This is a genomic window from Arthrobacter crystallopoietes, assembly GCF_002849715.1.
Lineage (GTDB): Bacteria > Actinomycetota > Actinomycetes > Actinomycetales > Micrococcaceae > Crystallibacter > Crystallibacter crystallopoietes.
Genome location: NZ_CP018863.1, coordinates 3,717,336 through 3,740,134, shown reverse-complemented (window position 1 = coordinate 3,740,134; position 22,799 = coordinate 3,717,336). Strand labels below are relative to the sequence as shown.

Below are 22,799 nucleotides of genomic sequence, written 5' to 3'. Positions count from 1 at the left end.
GTCGCTTATCTGTATGGATTGTTGTCTCAACGCGTGACCGGCATGGTCGGGGTCGATACGTCGTAAACCTCTACCTCAACCTCTGGTTCGGGCGCGTTGAGCAAGGCTTCGAAAACCTTGGCCTTCAACTCCAGCTGGCTGTCGTTGCCCCACAGCACTTTTTGTCCGTTGGTCAGCTGCAGCTCGACCGAGTCGATTGACTTGGCAGAGGCATGTTCCAACTGGGCCAGGATGTCCGCCGGAAGCGCGCTGAGGACAGCCGTGATGGTCTGGAATATCTCCTGGTCCTTGCTGGCAGCGCTCTCGTCAATCAACGGCAGCTCGGCGGACTTGCGCTCTTTCACTGAGCCGATCCGTTTGCCTTCTGCGTCGATCAGGGCGAAAGTCTTGCCCGTTTCCAGAACGGCAACAGGAATTCGTTCCGTGATTTCCACGGCGAGTTCCGACGGCGGCCGAGCTTCAACAGTGACGTCCAGAACGGCCGGCAGCCCCTCCAGCAGCGGCCGCACGTCGTCGTCACCAACCTGCGGCAACGGTTGTTCTTTCAGCGGCGCAAGTGCCTCGTCCACTGTTTTCTCCGACGTCAGATCGGTGCCGGTGACCGTGATGGTTTTGATCGCCAAGACCGGCGAGAACACCAGTACCAGGATCAGGGCCACCACCAGTACCGCTGCTGTTGCAACGCCAATCCAGATCCGACGGCGCAGTTTCCTGCCGGGAGGTTCCGGAAAGGCTACAACCGTTGTGCTGCGCGGGGCAGGCCCAACCTTCTCGTCCGGGATGGATCCGGGCGCGCCGGACGGAGCCCGGTTTTTCTTGCGCACCTTCGGTCGTGCCGGCTTTGCCACCGGCGCGATCTTCGTCCCGGTATCCGCCGGCAGGACACCGACTTTGCCCGAATTGACCCGCACGTTCGCGCGGTCTGCTTGGGTGGCCGCCTGCCGCCCGGTAGAACCGGAAGCTGGGCGTCGAACCGCCTCATCGTCGCGCCCGGCGGACTCGTCCGGAGAGGACAGTGGAGCCTGTTTCCGCGAACCAGCAGGAGTGACCGGTCTGCGCGGCTTCCTGCTAACCATCAAGCCGCGCCGTCCGCAGTCCGCTCGGTGAGGCGGGCGACCAGCTGCGGGCCGAATTGCGTGATGTCTCCGGCGCCCACGGTCATGATGATGTCGCCCCTCCTGGCCCGGTCTACCACGGATTTCAGTGCCCGGTCCGGGTCCTGCTCGTACCCGCCGGGCCGCTCGAGCCGGGACGTAATCAGCTCGCTGGTCACGCCGGGAATGGGATCCTCACGCGCCGGGTAAATATCGAGCACGGTCACAGAGTCCGCCAGCGACAAGGCCTCCGCGAACTCCGCGGCAAATTCCCGTGTCCGGGAGAAAAGGTGCGGCTGGAACAACACATGGACTCCGTGGCCGCCGGCAACCTTTTTCGCCGCTGACAAGGCCGCGTGCACTTCGGTCGGATGGTGGGCATAGTCGTCGAAGACCCGGACCCCGTCCGCTTCGCCCTTCGCCTCGAAACGGCGTGCGGCCCCGGTGAATCCAGCCAGTCCGTCCGCAGCAGCAGCCGGATCAACACCGCTGCAAAGCCCGACGGCGAAGGCCGCCGTCGCATTGCGGATATTGTGTGCACCGGGCACCTGGAGCCGAAGTTCGTGCCGCTGCCCGTCGACGACAATCCAGCTGCTGCTGGTCCCCGCCGCAAAACTACTTTCTTCAATCCGCACGTCCGCGTCGGGCGAATACCCGTAGCCGAGGATGCGGTGCCTGGCACCGGATTCCCGGACCCTGGCCGCCAGATCGCGCGCCCCCTGGTCGTCTACGCAGACAATAAGTGTTCCGTCCTCAGGCAGGAGAGCAGCGAACGTGTCGAAGGATGCGTACACGGATTCCGCGGAACCGTAATGGTCCAGATGGTCGGCCTCTACGTTCGTGACCACAATGACTTTCGGACGGTAGTTCAGGAAGGAACCATCCGATTCGTCAGCTTCGGCCACGAACAGTTCGCCGGCGCCATAAGCGGCATTGACCCCGAGCGCTGCCACGTCCCCGCCAATGGCAAAAGACGGTTCCTTGCCCGCGGCCCGCAGCATGACGGTGACCATCGCCGTCGTCGTTGTTTTGCCGTGGGTACCGGCAATGGCGATCAGCTCCTGCGATCCGATCGAAGCGGCCAGCGCGACGGAACGGTGGATGATGTTCAGCCCCGCCGAGACCGCCGCCTGCAGCTCGGCGTTATCGGGACGGATGGCCGTTGAGACGACCACGGTGTCCGCATCCGCAACATTGGCTGCGTCATGGCCGATGTAGACCTTCGCCCCCAGCCGCTCCAGCTGGCCCAAAACCTTGGAGTCGCGGCTGTCTGAACCGGAGACATTGACGCCCCGGGCCAGCAGGATCCGCGCGATCGCGGACATGCCCGCACCGCCGAGTCCGACAAAGTGGACGCTGCCCAGATCGTCAAAGGCAAGCTCCTGCGTGGTATGGAAATCAACCGCTTTCACTGCTGCCTCCCTGTGGCTTGAAAAACCATCGCCGCCATGCGTGTATCTGCGTCCCTGATGCCCAGCCCGGCAGCGGCCGTTGCCATGGCCTGCAGCTTGTTGCCGTCCTGCAGCAGCGCAGGCAGCTCAGCCGTTGCCCAGTCAGGCGTGAAGTCGGCGTCCTTGACCATCACCGCTCCCCCGGCCCCGACGAGGTCCGCGGCGTTCAGCGCCTGCTCGCCGTTGCCATGCGGCAGCGGGACAAGAACAGCCGGCAATCCGACGGCGGCAATCTCGCAGACAGTAGCGGCGCCGGCCCGGGCCAGCAGCAGATCCGCTGCGGCGTAGACGTTTTCCATACCGTCCACGAATTCGACCTGGTGGTAGCCGGGAACACTGACCAGGCTGCCGTCGGGCTCCCTAAGCTCTTTCCCTTTGCCCGTTATGTGCAGGGTCTGGATGCCGGCCGCCGCGAACTTCTCCAACGACGCCCGGATGGTGCGGTTGATGCTGGCGGCGCCGGAGGAACCGCCGGTCACGATCAACGTGGGCTTATCCTGTTCCAGGCCCAGCCGGTCCCTCGCCGCAGCACGCGCGGCCGAGCGGTCCAGGGTTGAAATTTCCCGACGCATCGGCATTCCGACCCAGGTGGCATCAGGCAACTTGGTACTGCGGAACGCCACCGCCACGTCGTCGGTCAGCCGGGCACCGACGCGGTTGGCCAGCCCGGGGCGTGCATTCGCCTCATGGATCACCAGCGGCACCTTGGCCAGCTTGGCGGCGATGTACATGGGAGTGCTGACGTACCCGCCAACACCGACGACGACATCGGCTCCCGCCCCTTCGATGATGCGGCGGGCCTGTTTCACCGCGGTGCCGAACCGGAACGGCAGTTTCAGCAGATCCAGCGAAGGACGCCGCGGGAATGGAACCCGCTCGATCGTGGCCAGCTCGTAGCCGGCAGCGGGAACAAGCCTGGTTTCCATGCCTGCCGCCGTGCCGACGGCCAGAATTCCGGCGTCGGGTGCCTGCTCCCGGATGGCACCCGCGATGGCCAGCAGAGGGCTGATGTGTCCGGCGGTGCCGCCGCCGGCGAGAACCACGGACGGTTCATGGGTCTTCATAAAAGTACTGGTACCTTCTGCCTCGGTCATTACTTGCTGATGTTTCCGGCCGGCTGAGGGGCCTTCCGCTGCGCCAGGTTCCTGGCACGTTTCCTCGCACGGTTCCTGCCCGCCCGGGCATCAGGCCGGGCAAAAGATAACAGTACCCCGACCGCGGCAAGTGTGATGGTCAGTGCCGAGCCACCGTAAGAAATGAACGGCAGCGGAACACCTACGACAGGCAGCAGCCCGGTCACCACACCCATGTTCAGGAATGCCTGGCCAATGATCCACACCATGATGGAGCCGCCGAAGATGCGGACGAACGTATCGTTCTGCCGCATGACGGTGCGCACCACTGCAACCGCCAACAAACCAAACAAGAGGACGACGACGAAGGTGCCCAGCAGCCCCAGCTCTTCGCCGATAATGGCGAAGATGTAGTCATTGTGTGCTTCCGGGATCCAGTTGTACTTTTGCCGGCTCTGTCCCAGGCCCACGCCCCACCAACCGCCCGATGCCAGCGCGAACAGGCCGTTGCACGACTGCATGTTCAGACCTGTGGTGACCTCGCAGCTCTGGTCCAGCCACATCGTGATGCGCCCCATCCGGTTGGGGCTCGCCACGACCATGATCAGCACGCCGGCCAACGCAACCAGCCCGGCCGAAACGAACATCTTCAGCGGAGCTCCGGCGAAAAACATTGCCCCGGCGAGAATAAGCATGAGGATCATTGCAGTACCCAGATCCCTGCCCAGCAACACTAAGCCGATGATCAAACCGGCGCCCGGTATGACAGGAATGACCAGATGCTTCCAGTCCCGCAGCAGGTGTTCCTTGCGGACCAGAACTGTAGCCATCCAGAGCGACATGCCAAGTTTGGCGACCTCGGACGGCTGGCCGGTCATCCCGCCCGGGAGCTTGATCCAGTTTCGGTTGCCACCGACCGACTCGCCCAGCGGAGTGAAAACCAGAAGCAGCAACACCACCGAAACGGCCAGTGCAGGCCAGGCAAGCTTCTGGTACGTCTCCGGGCTGAGCCTCGACAGGATCAGCATCACGACAATTCCGAGGCCGGCAAACACGCCCTGTTTCAGGAACAAGCTGAACGGGGATTCGCCGTCGGCAATGGATTCCACGGCGGAAGATGACAGCACCATCAGCAGACCGATGGCGGTCAAGGCCAGGGCCGAACCCAGGATGAGGTAGTAGCTGAAACCCGTCGGTTCCTGACCGGTGCCTTCGATCCGGTCGAGCAGTGCCTTGGCTTTGAGCCGCAGCCCGGTTTGGCTCCCCTCGGGGCCTGCCTCCGGACTCCGGAGCTTCCTGGAACCGGTAGGCCGGGCAGACGCCTTCGACGCCGGTTTCCGGGAAGTTTCCCGGTTGGGCGTGTTGACCATTACTGCTCCTTACGGGCTCTACGCCTGACCTTCCTGAATGCCACGGACCGCTTCGATGAATGCATCGCCGCGATGGGCGTAGGACGTGAACTGATCCATCGAGGCAGCCGCCGGAGCCATCAGCACGGTATCCCCGTCTACGGCAATCCCTGCTGCCGCGGCCACAGCTGAAGCCATGATCTTCCCGCCGGTGACATGTTCGCCTCCGTCCACGGGCTCTCCGTCACCAGTCTCTCGTGCCGGAACCGTGATCACGGGAACATCCGGAGCGTGTCGTTCCAATGCGGCCAGTAAGCCCGTGCTGTCCTGGCCAATAACGACGACGGCCTTCAACCGTCCGCTGTGGGCAGCGACGAGTTCGCTGTAATCCACGCCCTTGGACAATCCGCCGGCGATCCACACCACCGAGGAGAACGCCGCCAGCGAGGCAGCCGCCGCGTGTGGATTGGTTGCTTTGGAGTCGTTGACCCAGAGCACACCATCGATTTCGGCGACTTTCTGGATTCGGTGCGCGCCCGGATTGTAATTGCGGATGCCGTCACGGACCGCGGGCGGTTCCACCCCGTAGGCGCGGACCAAGGCTGCGGCCGCAAGCGCGTTGGCAACCAGATGCCGCGGGGCCAGTTCGCCCAGGTCCGCCAAGGCCGCCAGCTCGGCTGCCGAGTCCTTGCGTGCTTCGATAAAAGCACGGTCAACGAGCAGATTTTCCACCACGCCGACCATGCTCACGGCCGGCATCCCGGTGGTGAAGCCGATGGCACGGCAGCCCTCCACGACGTCGGCCTCTTCCACCATCGCCTCGGTCTCACGCTGTTCGGCGTTGTAGACGCAGGCAACCTTGGTGTTCGCGTAGATCTTGGCCTTGTCCGCGAGGTAGTTCTCGTACGAGCCGTGCCAGTCCACATGGTCCTGCGCGACGTTGAGGCAGACGCTGGCCAGCGGCGAGAGCGAATGGGACCAGTGCAACTGGAAGCTGGAGAGTTCGACGGCGATCACGTCGTAGCCCAGCGGGTCCCGGATAGCATCCAGAACAGGGGTGCCCACGTTGCCGGCCGCGATGGCCCGCAGCCCGGCTGCCTGCAGCATCGAAGCTGCCAGGCCTACCGTCGTGGTCTTTCCGTTGGTCCCGGTAATGACCAGCCATTCGGCGGTCCGCCGTCCGGCACGCTCGCGTACCCGCCAGGCAAGCTCCACATCGCCCCAGATGGCAATGCCTGCTGCTGCGGCAGCGGCGAGCAGGGGCTGCTGCGGGCTCCACCCCGGCGAGGTGACCACGAGTTCGGCCGGTTCGCCGTCAACCAGCGGAAGCGACTGGGTGTGCTCGGGCCCCAGCAGCAACTGATGCGCACCGACAATTTTCAGCGTGTCCGCCTTGGCCCGGTTTTCCTCGGTGTCCTGGGCGTCGACAAGAACCACCCTGGCGCCGAGTTCGATCAGGGTGTCTGCCGCGGAGAATCCGGACAGGCCGATGCCAGTGACTACCACCCGGAGTCCGGACCAGTCTGCGTCCCAGGACGTCAGTGAAGCCAGCCGTTCGTTCACGCTCATAGTCCAACAACCCATTCAGCGTAGAAGATGCCCAGTCCTGCAGCCACGCACAGGCCGGCGATGATCCAGAACCGGACCACTACCGTTACCTCGGCCCAGCCTTTGAGCTCGAAATGGTGCTGCAGCGGCGCCATCTTGAAGACGCGTTTGCCGCCGCTGAGTTTGAAGAACGCCACCTGAATGATGACCGAGAGGGCAATCAGGACAAACAGGCCCGCCAGGACGACCAGCAGCAACTGGGTACGCGAGAGGATCGCGAAACCGGCAATGGCGCCGCCGAGGGCCAGCGATCCGGTGTCGCCCATGAAGATCTTGGCGGGCGAGGTGTTCCACCAGAGGAAGCCGATCAGGGCGCCGCAGAGCGACCCGGCCAGCAGGGCAAGATCCATCGGGTCCCGGACCTCGTAGCAGACCTCACCCGGCACCTTGATCGAACCGCAGGCCTGGTTGAACTGCCAGATACCCATGAGCATGTAGGCGCTGAACACCATCACGGAGGCACCGGCCGCCAGGCCGTCGAGCCCGTCGGTCAGGTTCACGCCGTTGGTGGCGCCGGTAACGATCAGGTTGGACCAGATAATGAACAGAATGGTGCCGAGAACGGTGCCGCCTGCAGCCAGGTCCAGCCACGGTATGTCCCGGACCACGGAGATGTTCATCGACGCCGGAGTGCGCCCGGCCTCATCCGGGAAGTTCAGTGCCAGGATGGCGAACAGCACGCCGACGATGCCCTGGAGCACAATTTTGGACCAGGCCCGGAGTCCCAGGCTGCGCTGCTTGGAGATTTTCAGGAAATCATCCAGGAAACCGATCAGGCCCATACCGGCCATCAGCAGCAGCAGCACGCCGCCGGAAACGGTGGGACCGGGGTGGTTCTGGTTCATCATCCATTCGAGCAAGTGCGTGCCGAAATAGGCGATGACGACGGACCCGACAATGACGGTACCGCCCATAGTCGGCGTTCCGCGCTTGGTGTGGTGGGAGGTCGGACCGTCATCACGGATGAACTGGCCGTAGCCTCTCTTGACGAGCAGCCTGATGAACAGCGGCGTGCCAACGAGGGCAAGCACCAGAGCCATTGCCGAGCCGATAAGCAGGGAAATCACGACTGGATACCTCCCTCTGCAGGAATCGGTGTTTCTGCCACGCCGGACGGCGGGGCAGTTGGGGACGGCTCACGGCGCGCTACCCGGTCTCCCAGGTGCCGCAACCCGGCCCCGTTGGAAGACTTGAACAGCACCAGGTCGCCCGGTCGCAGCTCCCTTTGGAGCACCTGGTAGGCGTCTTCCGGCGTCTCGACGAACATGGATTCATCGCCCCAGGAGCCCTCCATCACGGCCCCGGTGTGCATGGCTCTGGCCCCGTTTCCCACCACGATCAGTTTGGCGATGTTCAAGCGGACCAGAGTCCGCCCGATCGCGTCGTGCTCGTGGACGGAATCCTCGCCCAGCTCCAGCATCTCGCCCAGTACCGCCCACGTACGCCGCCCCTCGCCGCGGCCAAGTTCGGCCAAGGTCCGCAGGGCGGCACGCATCGATTCGGGGTTCGCGTTGTAGGCGTCGTTGATGACCGTCACACCGTCCGGCCGCTCGGTACGTTCCATCCTCCAACGAGATGCCGGTCCGCGGCCGTTCAGGCCGCTGGCGATCAACTCGGCGCTGATGCCAAGCGACCAGGCTGCGGAGGCCGCTGCCAGCAGGTTGGTGGCATGGTGGATGCCGATGAGCCCGGAAACAATGCGGCTTTCGGTTCCATCGGGGAAGCGGACCGTCAGTTCCGGATGCCCGGCGGCATTGGTGCGCACCTCAGTGGCGCGCAAAACTTCAGCGTCGGCTGCGGCCGGAGAGAACCCGGCGTCGGCGGTGAAATAGAGCAGCTTCGCCGTGGTGCGGGACTCCATCTGGCGTACGCGCGGATCGTCGGCGTTGATGATGGCCGTACCGTCTGCCCCGATCGCTTCAACCAGTTCGCCCTTGGCGCGGGCGATGTTTTCCACGCCGCCGAACTCGCCGGCGTGGGCTGTCCCCACGCCCAGTACGACGCCGGTGTCCGGCTTCACCATGTCCGTCAGATAAGTGATGTGTCCCAGCCCGGTGGCTCCCATTTCCACCACCAGGTAACGGGTGTTGAAGTCGGCGTTGAATATCGTCAGCGGCACGCCGACCTCGCCGTTGTAGGAACCCACCGGGGCCACAGTGGGACCGGCTTGGGCCAAGATGCCCGCGAGCAGATCCTTGGTGGTGGTCTTGCCTGCGCTGCCGGTGATCCCGACAACGGAAAGCGGGCCGTGTGCCCGCAACCGCGCGACGACGTCGGCGGCAATGGCACCCATGGCCTCCACGGCGTCGGGCACGATGATCTGCGGCAGCAGACGGCCGGCGTCGTCGGTAATTTCGCGTTCGGTCAGCGCCAGCACGGCACCGGATGCAAAAGCCCGGGGAACGAACAGATGCCCGTCCGTCTTCTCGCCGGGCTTCGCCACGAACAGTGACCCGGGAACCACTTCCCGCGAATCTGTCGCGGCGGAATTAACCGTCAAAGCGGCGGTATCCTCCGACCCATCTGTCGGTTCCCCAATGATGCGCCCGCGTGTAATTGCCGCAATTTCGGCTGCAGTAAGTTCAATCATGACGATCTAGGACTCTACCGCGTCGGCACCAAGGGCATAGAATCCATGCCGGCGCAACGCCTGCTGCAGCTCCACCCGGTCATCAAGGGCCAGGTTCACGCCTTTGACCTCCTGCCAGACCTCGTGGCCGCGGCCGGCAACCAGGACGGTATCTGCTTCCGTGGCCATTTCCACGGCGTGCTCGATCGCCGCGGCCCGCGGAAAGACTTCCTCGATCACGGTGTCCAGCTGCTCATCCTGCTTCGCCGCCAGGGCGCCCTGCAGGACGTCGCGGCGGATGGCGGCTTCGTCTTCGCCGTGCGGATCGTCGTCGGTGACAATAACGACGTCGGCACCCCGGGCTGCGATGGCTCCCATCAGCGGGCGTTTGGTCTGGTCGCGGTCCCCCGTCGCCCCAAAAACAATGATGACGCGGGAGCCGGCTTCGGGCCGCCGCACGGACGCGAGAGTGCGCTCCAGTGCGTCGGGATTGTGTGCAAAATCAACAATTCCTGCCGGCTGCTCGCTGATCAGCTGCATGCGTCCGGGAACATCCACGGTGAACGGATCCCTCGCATCCAGCGCCGCCTGGAGACGTTGGACGTCAACACCGGAGGCCAGCACCATGACTGCCGCCAGGGCAGCGTTGGACACGTTGAAGTCCCCCGGCAGACCGGTGTGCAGCCGCAGCACCCCATCCGCGCCGTGCAGCTCGAATGTGTGTCCCAACCCTGCACGCTGAATGGACTCTACCCGCCAGTCCGCAGGTGCACCGGTGGTACTGAGCGAGACGGTCGGTACGCCGGAACTGTCAATGAGCCGGCGCCCCCAGGGATCATCCACGCAGACTACGGCGCGGCGGACCCGCTGGGGGGTGAAAAGCTCCGCCTTCGTCTGGAAATACTCGTCCATGCTGCCGTGCAGATCAAGATGGTCCTGCGTCAGGTTCGTGAACCCTGCCACGTCAAAACGCACTCCGTCCACCCGCCGGTAGGAGATGGCGTGTGAGGACACTTCCATTGCTGCCGCGTCCAGACCCCGTTCCCGCATCAGGCCGAGGATGCCGTGGACTTCCGGAGACTCGGGCGTGGTGAGCGCACTGGGAATCGCTTCGCTGCCCGCGGTGATTTCAATCGTCCCGATCAGGCCTGTGGATTGGTCCAGTGCCTTCAGCAGGGAGTTAACGAAGTACGTGGTGGTTGTTTTTCCGTTGGTACCGGTGACGGCGAAGAGGTTGGGCCGGGAGCCTGCGGGCTGGCTGTTGTAGACCCTGGCTGACAGCGGTCCAACGAGGGCCCGTAGGTCCGGCGCTGCCAGCACCGGCATCGCACCCAAGTCTTGCCCCGCAATCAATTCGGCACCGGCGTCGTCCGTAAGAAATGCCGCTGCACCCGCTGCGGCAACCTGGGCAGCGAACTCGGCCCCGTGTCGGTTGGCTCCTGGCAAACCGATGTAGAGGTCCCCCGGTTCCACGGCGCGCGAGTCGATCGACAGTCCGGTCACGGCAGTGTCCCAATCTGTTCCTGCAGCCGATGCCATGGCCGGCAACCCGGCATCTGCCAGGACCTGCTGCAGTTCGTGCAGGGTGACGGGCTCGACAAGTTCCGGCCGCATAGGCGAGGCAGACCTGTGCGGCTGACGGGGGGTGGTGCTCACAAAGTTCTCCAGAATCATTACTCGAGCGGAAGTTTAACCGGATTGGTGGTGGACGGCGGCACATTGTAGGTATTGAGCACCTGGCTCATGACCTTTTTGAAAACCGGACCGGCGGTCAGCGAGAACACGCCGCCCTCAGGCTGCTGGATGGTCGCCACGACAACATACTCAGGGTCCTCCATGGGAGCGATTCCGGCGTAGGAAATCGTGTAGCCGCTGAACCCGCCGTCGTTGGACGGCGCCTCTGCCGTACCCGTCTTCACACCGATGCGGTAGTCCTCGATATTACCCGGCAGGCCGCTGGCAACGTGCGAGTCGGTCTCCAGCATGTCCTGCACCTGGTCTGCCGTCTCGGAGGAGACTGCACGCCCGACTTCCTCCTTAGCCACCGGATGTTCGGTACCGTCGGGGTCGATATAGGCGTCGATCAGCCGCGGCTCCATCCTGACGCCGTCGTTGGCAATGGTGGCGAAGGCGACGGCGGTGTGCAGGGCGGTCTGTGCCAGGCCCTGGCCGAACAGGACGGTGAACTCCTGGCGGCCGTCCCAAGTCTCCGGCGGTGCTAGCAGGCCCGCGGTGGTCCCATGGAGGCCGATGTCGAACTTGTGGCCGGTCCCGAACCTGCGCAGGTAGTCGTAGCGTTGCTGCCTGGTCAACTGTTCGCCGATCATCACGGTGCCCGTGTTCCAGGAATTCGCGAGGATACCCGCCGTGGTCAGCGTCTTGGTACCGTGTGGCCGGGCATCAATGAACGTCTGACCGTTGACCGTGTACTCGGGCGGAATTGTGTATTTGGTGGTCGGAGTCGTGATGCCCTCTTCGATGGCCGCAGCCATCGTGATCATCTTCGTCGTCGAGCCGGGCTCGAAGGCCTTCGTCGCGGCATAGGACTGCCGCTCGCCATTAGGTGTGGCTCCGGGATCGTTGGGATCAAGCGTGGTCGAATCCGCCAGTGCGATGATGTCACCGGTCTTGGCGTTCATCACCACGATGGTGCCGTACTCGGCGTCGTATTCCTTGACCTCCGCGGCGATGGCTTCCTGGGCATACCATTGCAGGTCCGAGTTCAGGGTGAGCCTGACGCTCTGGCCATCCTGGGCGGGCACCTCTTCGTTGGTGGCCACCGGGATGCGGATTCCGTCCGCCCCGATTTCGAACGTGCGCTCTCCGGGCGTGCCGGCGAGCACTTCCTGCTGCGTGGCTTCAATGCCTTCGAGCGGCGTGCCGTCGGATCCCAGGAAGCCGACAACCGAGCCTGCCACCTCGCCCACTGGATAGTTCCTGGTAGTGGTCTCGCGCGACTGCAGGCCGGGGAAAGCCAGGTTCTCGACTTTCTCCTGGATTTCGGGCGTGACGGACTTCGCTACATAGTTGAACGGCATATCACCGACGACGGCGTCCCGCACCGTGGCGACGTCCTGCCCCAGGATGGCCGCGAGCTTGTCGATTTCGCCCTCGATCTGCACATCTTCGACCTGACGGGTTTCCGGGTTGAACCGTTGGAAATCCTCGACCAGTCGCTGATCCACGACGATGTCGAAACGTTGCACACTCCGGGCCAGCACAGTTCCTTCGGCGTCAAGGATTTCGCCCCGCAGAGCAGGTATTTCCGAGGTCCGCAGGCGCTTGTCGATCGCAGCTTGAGCCATTCCGGCGGTATCAAGGCCTTGTAGCTGAAAAAGGCGTCCACCCAGGATGACCAGCAGGACCAGCACCACGGCGAGTCCTGCGCGGAGCCTTCGGGCCGTCACTTCGGCCCGCCGGTTGCTTGGGACTTGGGCCTTGGTTCTTGCCACTAGGGATCCTCGTTCGTCTCACCGGGCAATTGGTTGTTACTGCCCTGTTTTTTGCTTCGGTGCCGGGATGGTTCCGCCATTCAGCTCCTCGGGGCTGAATGTCTTCTCACTGCCGCCGGTTGATGACTGTTCGGCTGCCCGCTTGGATTCGGCCGGCGACTGGTCTGCCTCGGCTGCCTTCTTTGCTGCCTTTTCCGGTGCCTTTTCCGCTGCTGCTGGAGCTTCGGCCTCAACCGGGGCCGCGGCTCCCGTTTCAGCTCCCGCCTCGGCTTCAGCGGCTTCAGCGGGCGTTAGTGCCTGCGCCGGGAGTTCCGGACGATCCACCAACTGTGACGGCGCAGAACCTTCCTTTGCCGCCTGCGGGTCCCCGCTGACCTTCATCGTCTCCAAATCAATGGAACCGACCGAAGGCGAAACCACCATTCCCAATTGTGCAGCCTCCGCGGCCAGATTCTGTGGAGCCTGGCGGTTTTCCAGCTGCTGTGTCAGTTTTTCGTTCTGCTGAGCCAAGGCAACCTGTTCGCCCCGGAGCTTTACGATGTTGTACTGTCCTCCGGATACGGAGATATTGAGTACCAGCACGCACCCGAGGGCGGCAACGAGCACGGCGAAGCAGAACACGGCAAAAGGCACGCGCTTGCGGGCCGGTCCGGAAGGTACCACCGATAGCGGTGTGCGGGGCGCCGCGTTCCGTTCAGGCAGTGCGCCGGTGTACCGGGCGTCCCGGGCCGTGCTGCCCTCCACCATGGGTTGAACTGCCGGCCTGGTGTTCCGAGCTGTTGCGCTCATGAGGAGCTCCTGTTCCGAATGCGTTCTACCGCCCGCAATCTGGCCGAAGCCGCCCGCGGGTTTTCTGCGATCTCTGCTTCAGTCGGCACCTCGGTGCCCTTGGTTAGAGTTTTCAACTGGGCCTTGTGCTCCTCCAGCTCCACCGGGAACCCGACGGGGGCCGACGACCGGGAGCCGGAGGCGAAGAAGCCCTTGACGATCTTGTCCTCCAAGGAGTGGTAGGACATGACCACTACCCGACCGCCCATACCCAGTACGTCCAACGCAGCCGGGATGGCGCGCTCAAGCACCTCCAGCTCTTCGTTGACTTCGATCCGCAGCGCCTGGAAAGTCCTCTTCGCCGGGTGCCCGCCGGTACGTGCCGCCGATGCCGGGACCACTTTGCGAATTGCGTCCACCAGCTGCCCCGTCGTTTCGAGGGGAGCTTCATCACGGGCTGCGACAATGGCGGATGCAATCCTGCCGGCAAACTTTTCTTCGCCCCACTTGCGGATAATGCGGACCAGTTCGTCCTGACTGTAGGTGTTCACCACGTCTGCCGCGGTCTGCCCTCGGCTGGTGTCCATGCGCATGTCCAGCGGCGCGTCATAGGAATAGGCGAAGCCGCGGTCCCGTTCGTCGAGCTGCATCGATGAGACGCCCAGGTCGAAGAGCACGCCGTCCACGGTGTCCAAACCGAGATCACGGACGACGTCGGCAATCTCGTCATAGACCGCGTGCACCAGGTCTGTCCTGCTGCCGAATTCAGCCAGACGCTTGCCAGCGAGGCCCAGCGCCTGCTCATCCCGGTCTATGCCGACCAGGTGCAGCTGCTCATACCGCCGGAGCAGCGCCTCGGAATGGCCGCCCATGCCCAGGGTGGCGTCAACGACAACGGCACGCCCGGTGGAGTCAATGGCCTTCTCGATTGCCGGAGCCAGGAGGTTGATGCAGCGGTCGCGCAGCACGGGGACGTGACGGTCCTCTGTCGGGCGATCCTCGCTCATCCAGCCTGCTCCTCCGGTTGTTTTTGTTGCCTGGGCTCTTCTGTTTCCTGCAAGTCCTTTAAACCGATTGATTCTTGGACCAGATCCCCATCCGCGCCTAGCCTCTCCGCCTGATTCCGGGGAAGGTGATTCAGGTGGTCGTGCTGGGCGGCTGGAGATCTCATTCAAGAATCCGGCGGTAGTGCTGTTTCCGACCCATGTCAGAAGATTCCAGGTATTGCATCTTCATCTGTTTCGGAGAAGGCGGCTTCCTTCTCCGTCAGGTACTCGTTCCAAGCCTGAGCGTCCCAGATTTCTGCACGCGTTCCGGCGCCGATAACGGCGAGTTCCCGGTCCAGGCCCGCATAAGCACGAAGCGCGGATGGAATCGTAACCCGGCCTTGCTTATCAGGTACCTCATCAGAAGCTCCGGACAGGAAAACCCGAGCGTAGTCACGAGCCTGCCGTGACGATATGGGCGCCTTGCGCATTTCTTCATGCACCCGTTCGAATTCCCGCTGACTGAAGACGTAGATGCAACGCTCTTGTCCCCGTGTGAGCACGAGTCCATCGGACAGTTCCTCACGGAACTTGGCCGGGAGAATCAACCGCCCCTTTTCGTCCAGCCGCGGCGTATGCGTTCCGAGGAACATCGCCACCGCCTTGCCGATAAAGGAGTTAGTCAACCTCCTGCGTTCACCACTACCCTCTGATGTCCTCCACTTTACTCCACAATTCACCACAGTCAACACATAAAGCGGAGATAAGGGTGTTTCTCTTGCCCTATATTCCGCGCCAGATCAGCAAATGAGGGAGGTGGTGGAATGTGGAGGGAATTGGCCCGGGTTAGTGCGCGGGAGCGGCCAGAACCGTTAAATAAGAAAAGACCCGTCCTGGACGGGTCTTTCTTTTAGCTCGGGTTTCCAGCGCGTGGAGGAAAGTGGAGCAAGGAGGCTGGCTGGTTAGGTGGTCCTCATGACGGTGTGGTCATTGACATGGTCATTGACGGTCCTCGCCCTGGCGCCGTTCGTCCCACCGGTTCTCCAGGTTGGACATAAAGCCCCCCTTGGAGGGCGGGGATGATTTGCCGGCCTTGGACGAAGCATCCTTGCCTCCTCCTGACCGTCTGCTGGTAGCCCAGTAAACACCGGCCCCCATCACAATGAATCCCAGAACACCCAAGGCAATGATTTGGTTGGAGATACCAATCAACAGCACCAGAATGCCCGCCACCGCGATCAACGAGCCGACAACAATGTGTCTCGTTGACAGCGACCGGCCCGAGGCCGACTCCATATGGCTGGCAAATTTGGGGTCATCAGCATGCAGTTGCTGCTCCAGCTGATCCAGCAGCCGCTGTTCATGCTCTGAGAGTGGCATCTGAACCTCCTTCTTCCTGTCCCCCGTAGTCCGCGTATCTATGAAACGGACGTGCTGGGAAAAGAGTTCCTCGAACTTCCCGTAAAAACTTCATTTCCTTACTACTAAGGATAGATTGCAAACGGTCCATTCGAAAGCTGCATGTCCTTATTGACGGCTCATCCAGCGCTCATGACGGCTTATCCGGTCCCATCGTCCTTCCGGCCTGTCTCCGAGTCCTGCCGGCCACCCACTGCAAGCCCTGTTTCGCCGCCTGCACCACCCGTCGAAGCTTGATTTCGGCCAGGTCTGATGCCCCGTTGGGCTGGCGGCAACAAGGCGGCCGGCATAACTCCGCCACGGCCGAACTTCAAATTCACTTTGTCCAGCACCTCCTCAGCAGTCCGCCAGTTATCCTCGGTGCCGTCAATGGTCAGTTGCTGCCCCGCGCCGGCCGTTGGCTCCAGCTGTTCTGCACGTAGGCCTATCAGCCGAACAGGCATCGGCCGCTCGCCCAGGCCGGCGAGCTGTGCCACAGCCGCGGCGTACAGCTGGTGGGCGCTGTCTGCGGGCTCCGCGAGGCGCCGGGACCTGCTCAAGGTAGTGAAGTCCGCGTAGCGAAGTTTCAGCGCCACTCCCCTGCATTGCATTCCGGAGGCCCTCAGCCGCACAGCCGTACGGTGCGCAAGACGCAGAAGCTCGCGCTGCAACTGCGCGGTATCCGAGACGTCGGTGGCAAAGGTCTCTTCGGCGCCGATACTCTTCTCCAGCCTTTCCGGTGTCACTTTCCGGTCATCGATCCCCCAGGCCAGCCGGTATACGTGATCCCCGGCAGATCCGAGAACCCGATGCAGCGTCTGTTGGGGTGTGTGGGCCAGATCCGCGACCGTATGGATGCCGAGCCTTGCCAGGATGTCTCGCGTTTTCGCCCCCACGCCCCACAGCGCCCCTACCGGTAGCGTGTGAAGGAACTCGACCGTGCGCTCCAGCGGAATCAGCAGCAGCCCGTCAGGCTTGGCATGTGTGGAGGCAATCTTCGCCACGAACTTGCTCGAGGCAATTCCGACCGTGGCGGTGATTCCCAGCTCAGACCGGATGGTCTGCCGGATGAGCGCTCCGATCTCCAGTGGTTGGCCCAGTCTGCGGATCGAACCGCTGACGTCGAGAAATGCTTCGTCGACACTCAGTTGCTCAACTTCAGGCGTGATGTTCCGGAAGATTTCCATGACCTTTTCGGACATCCGATGGTACTTGTACTGATGCGGTTCGATAATCACGGCATGCGGGCTCAGTCGCTGGGCCCGCGACATCGGCATTGCCGACCGAACGCCGTGCTCCCTGGCTTCGTACGACGCTGAGAGTACAACCGACCTTCCCGACGGTGATCCGACAATCACCGGCCGGCCGATCAGGTCGGGACGCTCAAGGAGTTCGACGGCGACGAAAAACGCGTCCATGTCGACATGCATAATGGTGCAGTTCTGCTGCCGTGCCTCGCTCACCTCTCTATGGTAAGTTCCGCTGGGCTTGACGGCGCTCTACCGTGGCTAGACTGGACAGGTACCCGCCTGCCCGTCGAGGAGTATGTCTTGCTGCAATATCACCGGCCCGGATCACCACCTTCTGAGGAAAGCCAGTGAACATGGAGACGTCTGTCAACAAAAACCGTTCAATAGCCGAGCAAGAGAAATTCCAGAACAGCCTCGTTACGGGGTTGCAGGAGTTCCTCGGTGAACAACGCGCGCAGTTACAGGAGATCTCCGAGGACGCCGCTGAGCTGATAGACGCCGTGGCGGTTCTGGCTGATGGCGGAAAACGGTTGCGTGCCTTGCTCGCCTATTGGGGATGGCGCGGAGCCGGCGGTGCCGAACTGGCCGGGCAGGCAGTTCAAGCGGGTATCGCCATCGAACTTTTCCAGGCTGCGGCATTGATCCATGACGACATCATTGACCGATCGGATACCAGGAGGGGAAAACCTAGCGTTCATCGGGGCTTTGAACTCCGGCATCGCCAACGCGGTTGGTCCCTGGACGCAGAACGGTACGGCGAGGCAGCCGCTATCCTCGCGGGCGACCTCTGTTTGTCCTTCAGCGAAGAAGTCTTCGCCGGAATCGGTTCGGAAGGTGCCTCCGGAACAAGGGCAAGGAAGATCTTCAACAGAATGCGCGCCGAGGTGATGGCCGGACAGTACCTGGATGTACTTGAGGAAGTAGCCGGCCCCGGCCGGCCGCCGGAGCACGCGGTGGACCGGGCATTGAAGATTCTTCGTTACAAGTCCGCTAAGTATTCAACGGAGCATCCGCTCTGCCTGGGGGGAGCTTTGGCCGGTGGTGATTCGGAACTGATCAGCCGATATTCCGCATTCGGACTCCCATTGGGAGAAGCATTCCAGATCCGCGATGACGTCCTTGGCGTCTTTGGAGATCCTGAAACGACAGGCAAGCCCGCTGGGGACGATCTGCGCGAAGGCAAGCGGACCGTATTAATCGGATTGACGCTCAACAACTGCAGCCCTTCGGAGCGTGACTATCTCGAAAAGCATCTGGGATCACCCGATCTCACGGGAGCGGAAATCGACGGGCTCCGCGGGATCATCGAACAATCGGGAGCCCTCGGATCTGTTGAAGCGATGATTGCCGAACTCAGCGATGCTGCATTCAGTGCCTTGGAACTGCTGCCCGTGGAGCCGGTTGTCGGCGAGGCCATGCAAAACCTCGCCGACCGCGCGGTGCGGCGCACTGCCTAGTTCTAAATTACGGTGAGCCGAGCGCGCCGGCCCAGTTACGCGTCCGGCCGGCGTGCCCTACCAGGCAAGGGCTTGCGCGCGGCGCCGGATCTCGGTTTTGCGGCCCTCGCGCAGTGCGTCGATCGGGCGGCCCGGGAGTGATTCATCCGCGGTAAAAAGCCAGCGCAGTATCGCCTCGTCGCTAAAGCCTGAATCCCCAAGAACAGCAATCGTGCCCTTAAGGCTGTCAAGGATCTGATCCTCAACAATGAATGCAGCGGGGACGGATCGGATATTTCGGTCCCCTATCCGAACGGCAATCACGGCTCCTTCATCAATAAGGCTGTGGACCTTCTTGATTGACACGTCGAGACGTTCGGCCACATCAGGCAACGGCAACCATTCGGTAATTAATTCTTCGAGTTCACTCACGTAATAAGCGTGCCATGCGCGGGCCTTTCAAACCACTTCCCAACTCGACACGCCGCCTCAGATATCCAGGCTGCAAATTTCGCTTTTGTGTTATGCGGAATTAGTGTAGATTCACACAAGTCACAAGTTTCACTTTGATAACAACTGAAACACTCGCAACTCGTTCAACAGCCTACGGGCCTGCGGCATATGCCGTTGACCACTGATGAGGAATGTCCATGACTGACCAGCGCCCGTTCTCCAGCAGCCGCGCCCAGGGACGGACTGCAGCCCAGCCTTCCCGCAAGCTGCTGACCGCCGCGGCCACCGCGGCGATTCCCGCCGTCGTACTTTCCTCCGCTGCGTTTGCACTTCCGGCCCAAGCCGCGGAGCAGGCTCCCCGTATGGCACTGCAGCCCAAGCTGGCCGGTGCGGGCCTCCCTGTGCAGGCGTCCAGGATCGTTCCGGCTGCGGATGTTGCACTCCTGCTGCCGTCCACCCTGCGTCCGGCGCTGAAGCCCACTCCGTCAGCCCATACCGTCAAATCCGGCGAGACGATCAGTGGCATCGCGGCTCGCTACGGCCTGGGCACCTCGAAAGTTCTCAGCCTCAACGGCTTGAAGCCCAGTTCGATCATCTACCCGGGCCAGAAGATCAAGCTCTCGGGCAGTGCTTCCTCGGGATCGGCCACCAAGTCATCTTCGGGCTCCTCCTCATCCTCCGGTGGGTCCTACACCGTGAAGTCGGGCGACACCCTGTCCGGGATTGCCGCCCGCCACGGCATGGGCCTGAGCAAGATCCTCTCGCTCAACGGCCTCAAGGCCAGCTCCATCATCTACCCGGGCCAGAAGATCAAGGTCAGCGGCTCGGCTGCATCTTCGACGACCACCGCCAATACTTCATCGGCAAAGACCTCGTCGAGCTCCGGTGGGTCCTACACGGTCAAGTCGGGCGATACGCTGTCCGGGATTGCCGCCCGCCACGACATGGGCCTGAGCAAGATCCTCTCGCTCAACGGCCTCAAGGCCACTTCCACCATCTACCCGGGCCAGAAAATCAAGGTCAGCGGTTCAGCCGGCACAGTAAAGACCGCCAAGGTCTCTTCGACAACGGCCTCGAGCTCCGGCTCCTCCTACACGGTCAAGGCCGGCGATACGCTGTACGGCATAGCGATCAAGCACAACATCACACTGAGCAAGCTTCTGCAGTCGAGCGGGTTGAAATCGACGTCGGTCATCTACCCGGGCCAGAAGATCAAGGTTTCGGGTGCAGGCAGCAGCGAGTCGGATGTGAATGCGGCATCGGCCGAACCGCTGGTGCCGAGCACCTTCCTCCATTACTCGTACCCGAAGGCAGTGGTTGCGAAGGCCAACGAGAACAAGCGCCTGCTGCTCTCCACCCCGCAGCCCAGCCAGTCGCAGATGAAGGCCATCATTGCCGACACGGCACGCAGCATGGGCGTTGATCCGGCTCTTGCCTTGGCCCATGCGTACCAGGAGTCCGGATTCCAGCAGACCGCGGTTTCCCCCGCCAACGCCATCGGCGCCATGCAGGTGATTCCGGCTTCGGGCGATTGGGCCTCGGATCTGGTTGGCCGGAAGCTGAACCTGCTGGATCCCTACGACAACGCCACTGCCGGCGTGGCCATCATCAGCGCGCTGGTCCGCACCAGCGATGATCTCGACGACGCGATTGCGTCGTATTACCAGGGCCAGCACTCGGTAAAGACCCACGGCATGTTCGACGACACCAAGACGTATGTGAAGGCCATCAAGGCGCATATGAAGAATTTCTAGTAGCAGCATGGCGGGTCGCCCACGGGCGCCCGCGGCAGCGGCGAGGGTCCGGATCTGTGTTGATCCGGACCCTCGCCGCGTTAGGACATAGGATCGAAGAGTGCAGGAACGGGTTACGGATGCAATGGTCGGCGCAACAGTGGACGGGCGGTACCTGATTCTTTCGCGCCTCGCGCGTGGCGGCATGTCCACTGTCTATCTGGCCACCGATACCCGCCTGGACCGGCATGTGGCGCTGAAAATCATGTATCCGCATTTGGCCGAGGACACCAGTTTCCTGGAACGCTTCGTCCGCGAAGCCAAGTCCGCCGCAAAGCTCTCGCACCCCCACGTGGTCGGCGTCCTGGACCAGGGGTTCGACGGCCAGGTTGCCTACCTGGTGATGGAATATGTCCCTGGCCATACGTTGCGCGATGTCCTCAATGACAAGGGTGCCTTGACTCCACGGCTGGCCCTGGCATTGCTGGATCCGGTCATCGAGGGGCTCGCGGCCGCACATGAAGCGGACCTTGTCCACCGCGATGTGAAACCCGAGAACGTGTTGATGTCCTCCGACGGCCGGATCAAGATCGGCGACTTCGGGCTCGCCCGTGCGGTGTCCACCACCTCGAACACGGGGACGCTGATCGGCACCGTAGCGTATCTGGCGCCCGAACTCGTGACGGGGGCGCCCGCGGATGCACGCAGCGACATCTATTCGGCAGGGATCATGCTCTTCGAGATGCTCACCGGCAGGCAGCCCTTTACCGGCGAGGTTCCCATTCATGTCGCCTTCCAGCATGTGAACTCCACCGTGCCCGCACCGTCCACGCTGGTGCCCGGCCTAGCCGCGGATCTTGATGAACTGGTGCTGTGGTGCACTTCGTCCGACCCCGAACAGCGTCCGGTCGATGCCGGCGCCCTCCTCGGCGAGCTGCGACATATCCGCACCACGCTAAGCGACGCGGATCTCGACTCGCCGAAGACAGGTTCGTCCGGCACTGCACCCACGCCGCGTGAACAGAGCCCACCCAACTCGGCAGGCCCGCCTACCGAAGTCATCGGTCAGGACGAAAACCGGACCACAGTGATTGCACCGTCCTACCAACACACACAGGCACTGACCCGGCCTCAGGCTGCGGTGAAAGCCGGAAACGGCTACGGGCAAGCGTCGGATTCTTCCGATGCATCCGATGGGGCAACACCGCTGACGAAACGCGAGGCTAAAGCCCGCGACAAGGAGTTGTCCCGGCAGGCACGGCGACCCGAGCAATCACTGCGCAGTCATCCCCGCAGACGGGGTTTGCTCTGGGCCATCGTGCTGGGAATCCTCGCGGTACTTGTCGCGACCGCCGGTTGGTTCTTCGGCCTGGGTCCGGGAGCACCAGTGGAAATTCCGGGAGTCTCGGGCAAGCCTGTCAGCGATGCCCAATCCATCCTGCAGGATCAGGGTCTGAACTTCCGGATCGAGGAAGCCTTCAACGAGGAGCTCGAAGCCGGTGTGGCGATCGGAACCGATCCACCGGCGCCGGAGCAGATCCGGCGGTTTGAAACGCTGACTCTGCTCGTTTCCAAGGGTCCCCAGCTATTTCCCGTACCGTCCGTCACCGGAATGACCGTCGAACAGGCGCAGGCTGAACTGGCCAGAGCGAATCTGGCCGCCGGCGATGTCACCGAAGCCTTTGACGAAAAGGTTCCATCCGGCGAGGTTATCGGCCAGCAGCCTGCGGCCGAGGAGCAGCTGCGCCGAAACACCCCGGTGGATCTGACGGTGTCCAAAGGACCAGAGCCGTTTGCTGTCCCCGATGTCACCGGCTTGACTCGGGACGAGGCTACCGCCGCTCTGGAGAATGCCGGCTTGACTGTCGAATTTGCTCCGGAGGCTCAATTCCATCGGAACATTCCCGAGGGGAGCATTGCCGCGCAGAACCCGGAACAAGGCAATGTCATCCGTGGCGATACCGTGACGCTGACGCTGTCAAAGGGCCCGCGGATGGTTAACGTTCCCAATCTCGTTGGCCAGCAGGCAGACGATGCCCGGCGGCAGCTCGAGGAGCTGGGTTTCGAGGTCGAGATTAATGAGATCTTGGGCGGGTTCTTCGGCACCGTCCGGAGGCAAGATCCCGTGGACCAGTCCGTGCCCGAAGGCTCCGTCATCACGCTGACCGTAGTCTAAGCG

The 22,799-nt window shown here is 62.7% G+C and carries 18 protein-coding genes; 3 read left to right on the top strand and 15 right to left on the bottom strand.

Annotated elements, in window-relative coordinates:
* Window positions 1-26: 26 nt before the first annotated feature.
* From AC20117_RS17255 to dinB, 14 genes are all read right to left on the bottom strand, one after another.
* The gene (locus AC20117_RS17255) at window positions 27-911 is read right to left on the bottom strand and encodes a cell division protein FtsQ/DivIB (protein ID WP_074702608.1); all 885 of its coding nucleotides are present in this window, start codon (window positions 909-911) and stop codon (window positions 27-29) included.
* A 164-nt stretch (window positions 912-1,075) separates the two neighbouring features.
* Window positions 1,076-2,506, bottom strand: a complete 1,431-nt coding sequence (murC, locus tag AC20117_RS17250; RefSeq protein WP_074702609.1) for a UDP-N-acetylmuramate--L-alanine ligase — start codon at window positions 2,504-2,506, stop codon at window positions 1,076-1,078.
* Entirely contained in the window at window positions 2,503-3,609 is a 1,107-nt protein-coding gene (gene murG / locus AC20117_RS17245; protein WP_074703441.1) for an undecaprenyldiphospho-muramoylpentapeptide beta-N-acetylglucosaminyltransferase, read from the bottom strand. Before murG ends, murC begins: the two co-directional genes overlap by 4 nt.
* A 29-nt stretch (window positions 3,610-3,638) precedes the next feature.
* On the bottom strand, window positions 3,639-4,988 hold the full coding sequence (gene ftsW / locus AC20117_RS17240) for a putative lipid II flippase FtsW (RefSeq protein WP_074702610.1): 1,350 nt from the start codon (window positions 4,986-4,988) through the stop codon (window positions 3,639-3,641).
* Between the two features lie 18 nt (window positions 4,989-5,006).
* Window positions 5,007-6,536: a UDP-N-acetylmuramoyl-L-alanine--D-glutamate ligase gene (gene murD, locus AC20117_RS17235; protein WP_074702611.1), complete on the bottom strand. Its 1,530-nt coding sequence runs from the start codon at window positions 6,534-6,536 to the stop codon at window positions 5,007-5,009.
* Window positions 6,533-7,642, bottom strand: coding sequence for a phospho-N-acetylmuramoyl-pentapeptide-transferase (gene mraY, locus AC20117_RS17230; protein ID WP_074702612.1), 1,110 nt, complete (start codon window positions 7,640-7,642; stop codon window positions 6,533-6,535). Before mraY ends, murD begins: the two co-directional genes overlap by 4 nt.
* A complete protein-coding gene (locus AC20117_RS17225; RefSeq protein ID WP_101632631.1) occupies window positions 7,639-9,165 on the bottom strand; it encodes a UDP-N-acetylmuramoyl-tripeptide--D-alanyl-D-alanine ligase in 1,527 nt (508 codons plus the stop codon). The genes mraY and AC20117_RS17225 overlap by 4 nt, the downstream gene beginning before the upstream one ends.
* A 6-nt stretch (window positions 9,166-9,171) precedes the next feature.
* Window positions 9,172-10,818 (bottom strand): UDP-N-acetylmuramoyl-L-alanyl-D-glutamate--2,6-diaminopimelate ligase, encoded by a 1,647-nt coding sequence (locus AC20117_RS17220; RefSeq protein ID WP_074702613.1) that lies wholly within the window; start codon window positions 10,816-10,818, stop codon window positions 9,172-9,174.
* Window positions 10,818-12,596, bottom strand: coding sequence for a peptidoglycan D,D-transpeptidase FtsI family protein (locus AC20117_RS17215; protein WP_236777358.1), 1,779 nt, complete (start codon window positions 12,594-12,596; stop codon window positions 10,818-10,820). The genes AC20117_RS17220 and AC20117_RS17215 overlap by 1 nt, the downstream gene beginning before the upstream one ends.
* A 36-nt stretch (window positions 12,597-12,632) precedes the next feature.
* Entirely contained in the window at window positions 12,633-13,385 is a 753-nt protein-coding gene (gene ftsL, locus AC20117_RS17210; protein WP_074702614.1) for a cell division protein FtsL, read from the bottom strand.
* On the bottom strand, window positions 13,382-14,371 hold the full coding sequence (rsmH, locus tag AC20117_RS17205; protein WP_170837972.1) for a 16S rRNA (cytosine(1402)-N(4))-methyltransferase RsmH: 990 nt from the start codon (window positions 14,369-14,371) through the stop codon (window positions 13,382-13,384). Before rsmH ends, ftsL begins: the two co-directional genes overlap by 4 nt.
* 200 nt (window positions 14,372-14,571) lie before the next feature.
* Complete coding sequence (gene mraZ, locus AC20117_RS17200; RefSeq protein ID WP_074703443.1) at window positions 14,572-15,003, bottom strand: division/cell wall cluster transcriptional repressor MraZ; 432 nt, start codon at window positions 15,001-15,003, stop codon at window positions 14,572-14,574.
* A 346-nt stretch (window positions 15,004-15,349) separates the two neighbouring features.
* Window positions 15,350-15,730 carry an SCO2097 family morphological protein gene (locus AC20117_RS17195; RefSeq protein WP_074702616.1) on the bottom strand — a complete coding sequence of 127 codons (381 nt, stop codon included), beginning with the start codon at window positions 15,728-15,730 and terminating at the stop codon, window positions 15,350-15,352.
* A gap of 179 nt (window positions 15,731-15,909) precedes the next feature.
* Window positions 15,910-17,178: a DNA polymerase IV gene (gene dinB, locus AC20117_RS17190; protein WP_083340021.1), complete on the bottom strand. Its 1,269-nt coding sequence runs from the start codon at window positions 17,176-17,178 to the stop codon at window positions 15,910-15,912.
* A 173-nt stretch (window positions 17,179-17,351) separates the two neighbouring features.
* Here dinB and AC20117_RS17185 point away from each other — a divergent pair, with 173 nt between their 5' ends.
* Window positions 17,352-18,455, top strand: coding sequence for a polyprenyl synthetase family protein (locus AC20117_RS17185; protein WP_074703444.1), 1,104 nt, complete (start codon window positions 17,352-17,354; stop codon window positions 18,453-18,455).
* A gap of 57 nt (window positions 18,456-18,512) precedes the next feature.
* Here the strand turns inward: AC20117_RS17185 and AC20117_RS17180 are convergent, their stop codons facing one another.
* Complete coding sequence (locus AC20117_RS17180; RefSeq protein ID WP_074702617.1) at window positions 18,513-18,866, bottom strand: Rv2175c family DNA-binding protein; 354 nt, start codon at window positions 18,864-18,866, stop codon at window positions 18,513-18,515.
* A gap of 218 nt (window positions 18,867-19,084) precedes the next feature.
* Between AC20117_RS17180 and AC20117_RS17175 the strand changes: the two genes are divergently transcribed.
* Together AC20117_RS17175 and pknB are read left to right on the top strand one after the other, a co-directional pair.
* Complete coding sequence (locus AC20117_RS17175) at window positions 19,085-20,641, top strand: LysM peptidoglycan-binding domain-containing protein (protein WP_074702618.1); 1,557 nt, start codon at window positions 19,085-19,087, stop codon at window positions 20,639-20,641.
* A gap of 100 nt (window positions 20,642-20,741) precedes the next feature.
* Window positions 20,742-22,796: a Stk1 family PASTA domain-containing Ser/Thr kinase gene (pknB, locus tag AC20117_RS17170; protein ID WP_236777356.1), complete on the top strand. Its 2,055-nt coding sequence runs from the start codon at window positions 20,742-20,744 to the stop codon at window positions 22,794-22,796.
* The last annotated feature ends 3 nt before the right edge of the window (window positions 22,797-22,799 follow it).

Bases quoted from the DNA above. Each gene is read 5' to 3' on its own strand.
- ftsW (WP_074702610.1), bottom strand. From the start codon at position 4,988: ATGGTCAACACGCCCAACCGGGAAACTTCCCGGAAACCGGCGTCGAAG.
- AC20117_RS17185 (WP_074703444.1), top strand. From the start codon at position 17,352: ATGGAGACGTCTGTCAACAAAAACCGTTCAATAGCCGAGCAAGAGAAA.
- ftsL (WP_074702614.1), bottom strand. From the start codon at position 13,385: ATGAGCGCAACAGCTCGGAACACCAGGCCGGCAGTTCAACCCATGGTG.
- AC20117_RS17220 (WP_074702613.1), bottom strand. From the start codon at position 10,818: ATGATTCTGGAGAACTTTGTGAGCACCACCCCCCGTCAGCCGCACAGG.
- AC20117_RS17195 (WP_074702616.1), bottom strand. From the start codon at position 15,730: ATGCCACTCTCAGAGCATGAACAGCGGCTGCTGGATCAGCTGGAGCAG.
- mraZ (WP_074703443.1), bottom strand. From the start codon at position 15,003: ATGTTCCTCGGAACGCATACGCCGCGGCTGGACGAAAAGGGGCGGTTG.
- rsmH (WP_170837972.1), bottom strand. From the start codon at position 14,371: ATGAGCGAGGATCGCCCGACAGAGGACCGTCACGTCCCCGTGCTGCGC.
- murG (WP_074703441.1), bottom strand. From the start codon at position 3,609: ATGAAGACCCATGAACCGTCCGTGGTTCTCGCCGGCGGCGGCACCGCC.
- murD (WP_074702611.1), bottom strand. From the start codon at position 6,536: ATGAGCGTGAACGAACGGCTGGCTTCACTGACGTCCTGGGACGCAGAC.
- AC20117_RS17175 (WP_074702618.1), top strand. From the start codon at position 19,085: ATGACTGACCAGCGCCCGTTCTCCAGCAGCCGCGCCCAGGGACGGACT.
- dinB (WP_083340021.1), bottom strand. From the start codon at position 17,178: ATGCATGTCGACATGGACGCGTTTTTCGTCGCCGTCGAACTCCTTGAG.
- AC20117_RS17225 (WP_101632631.1), bottom strand. From the start codon at position 9,165: ATGATTGAACTTACTGCAGCCGAAATTGCGGCAATTACACGCGGGCGC.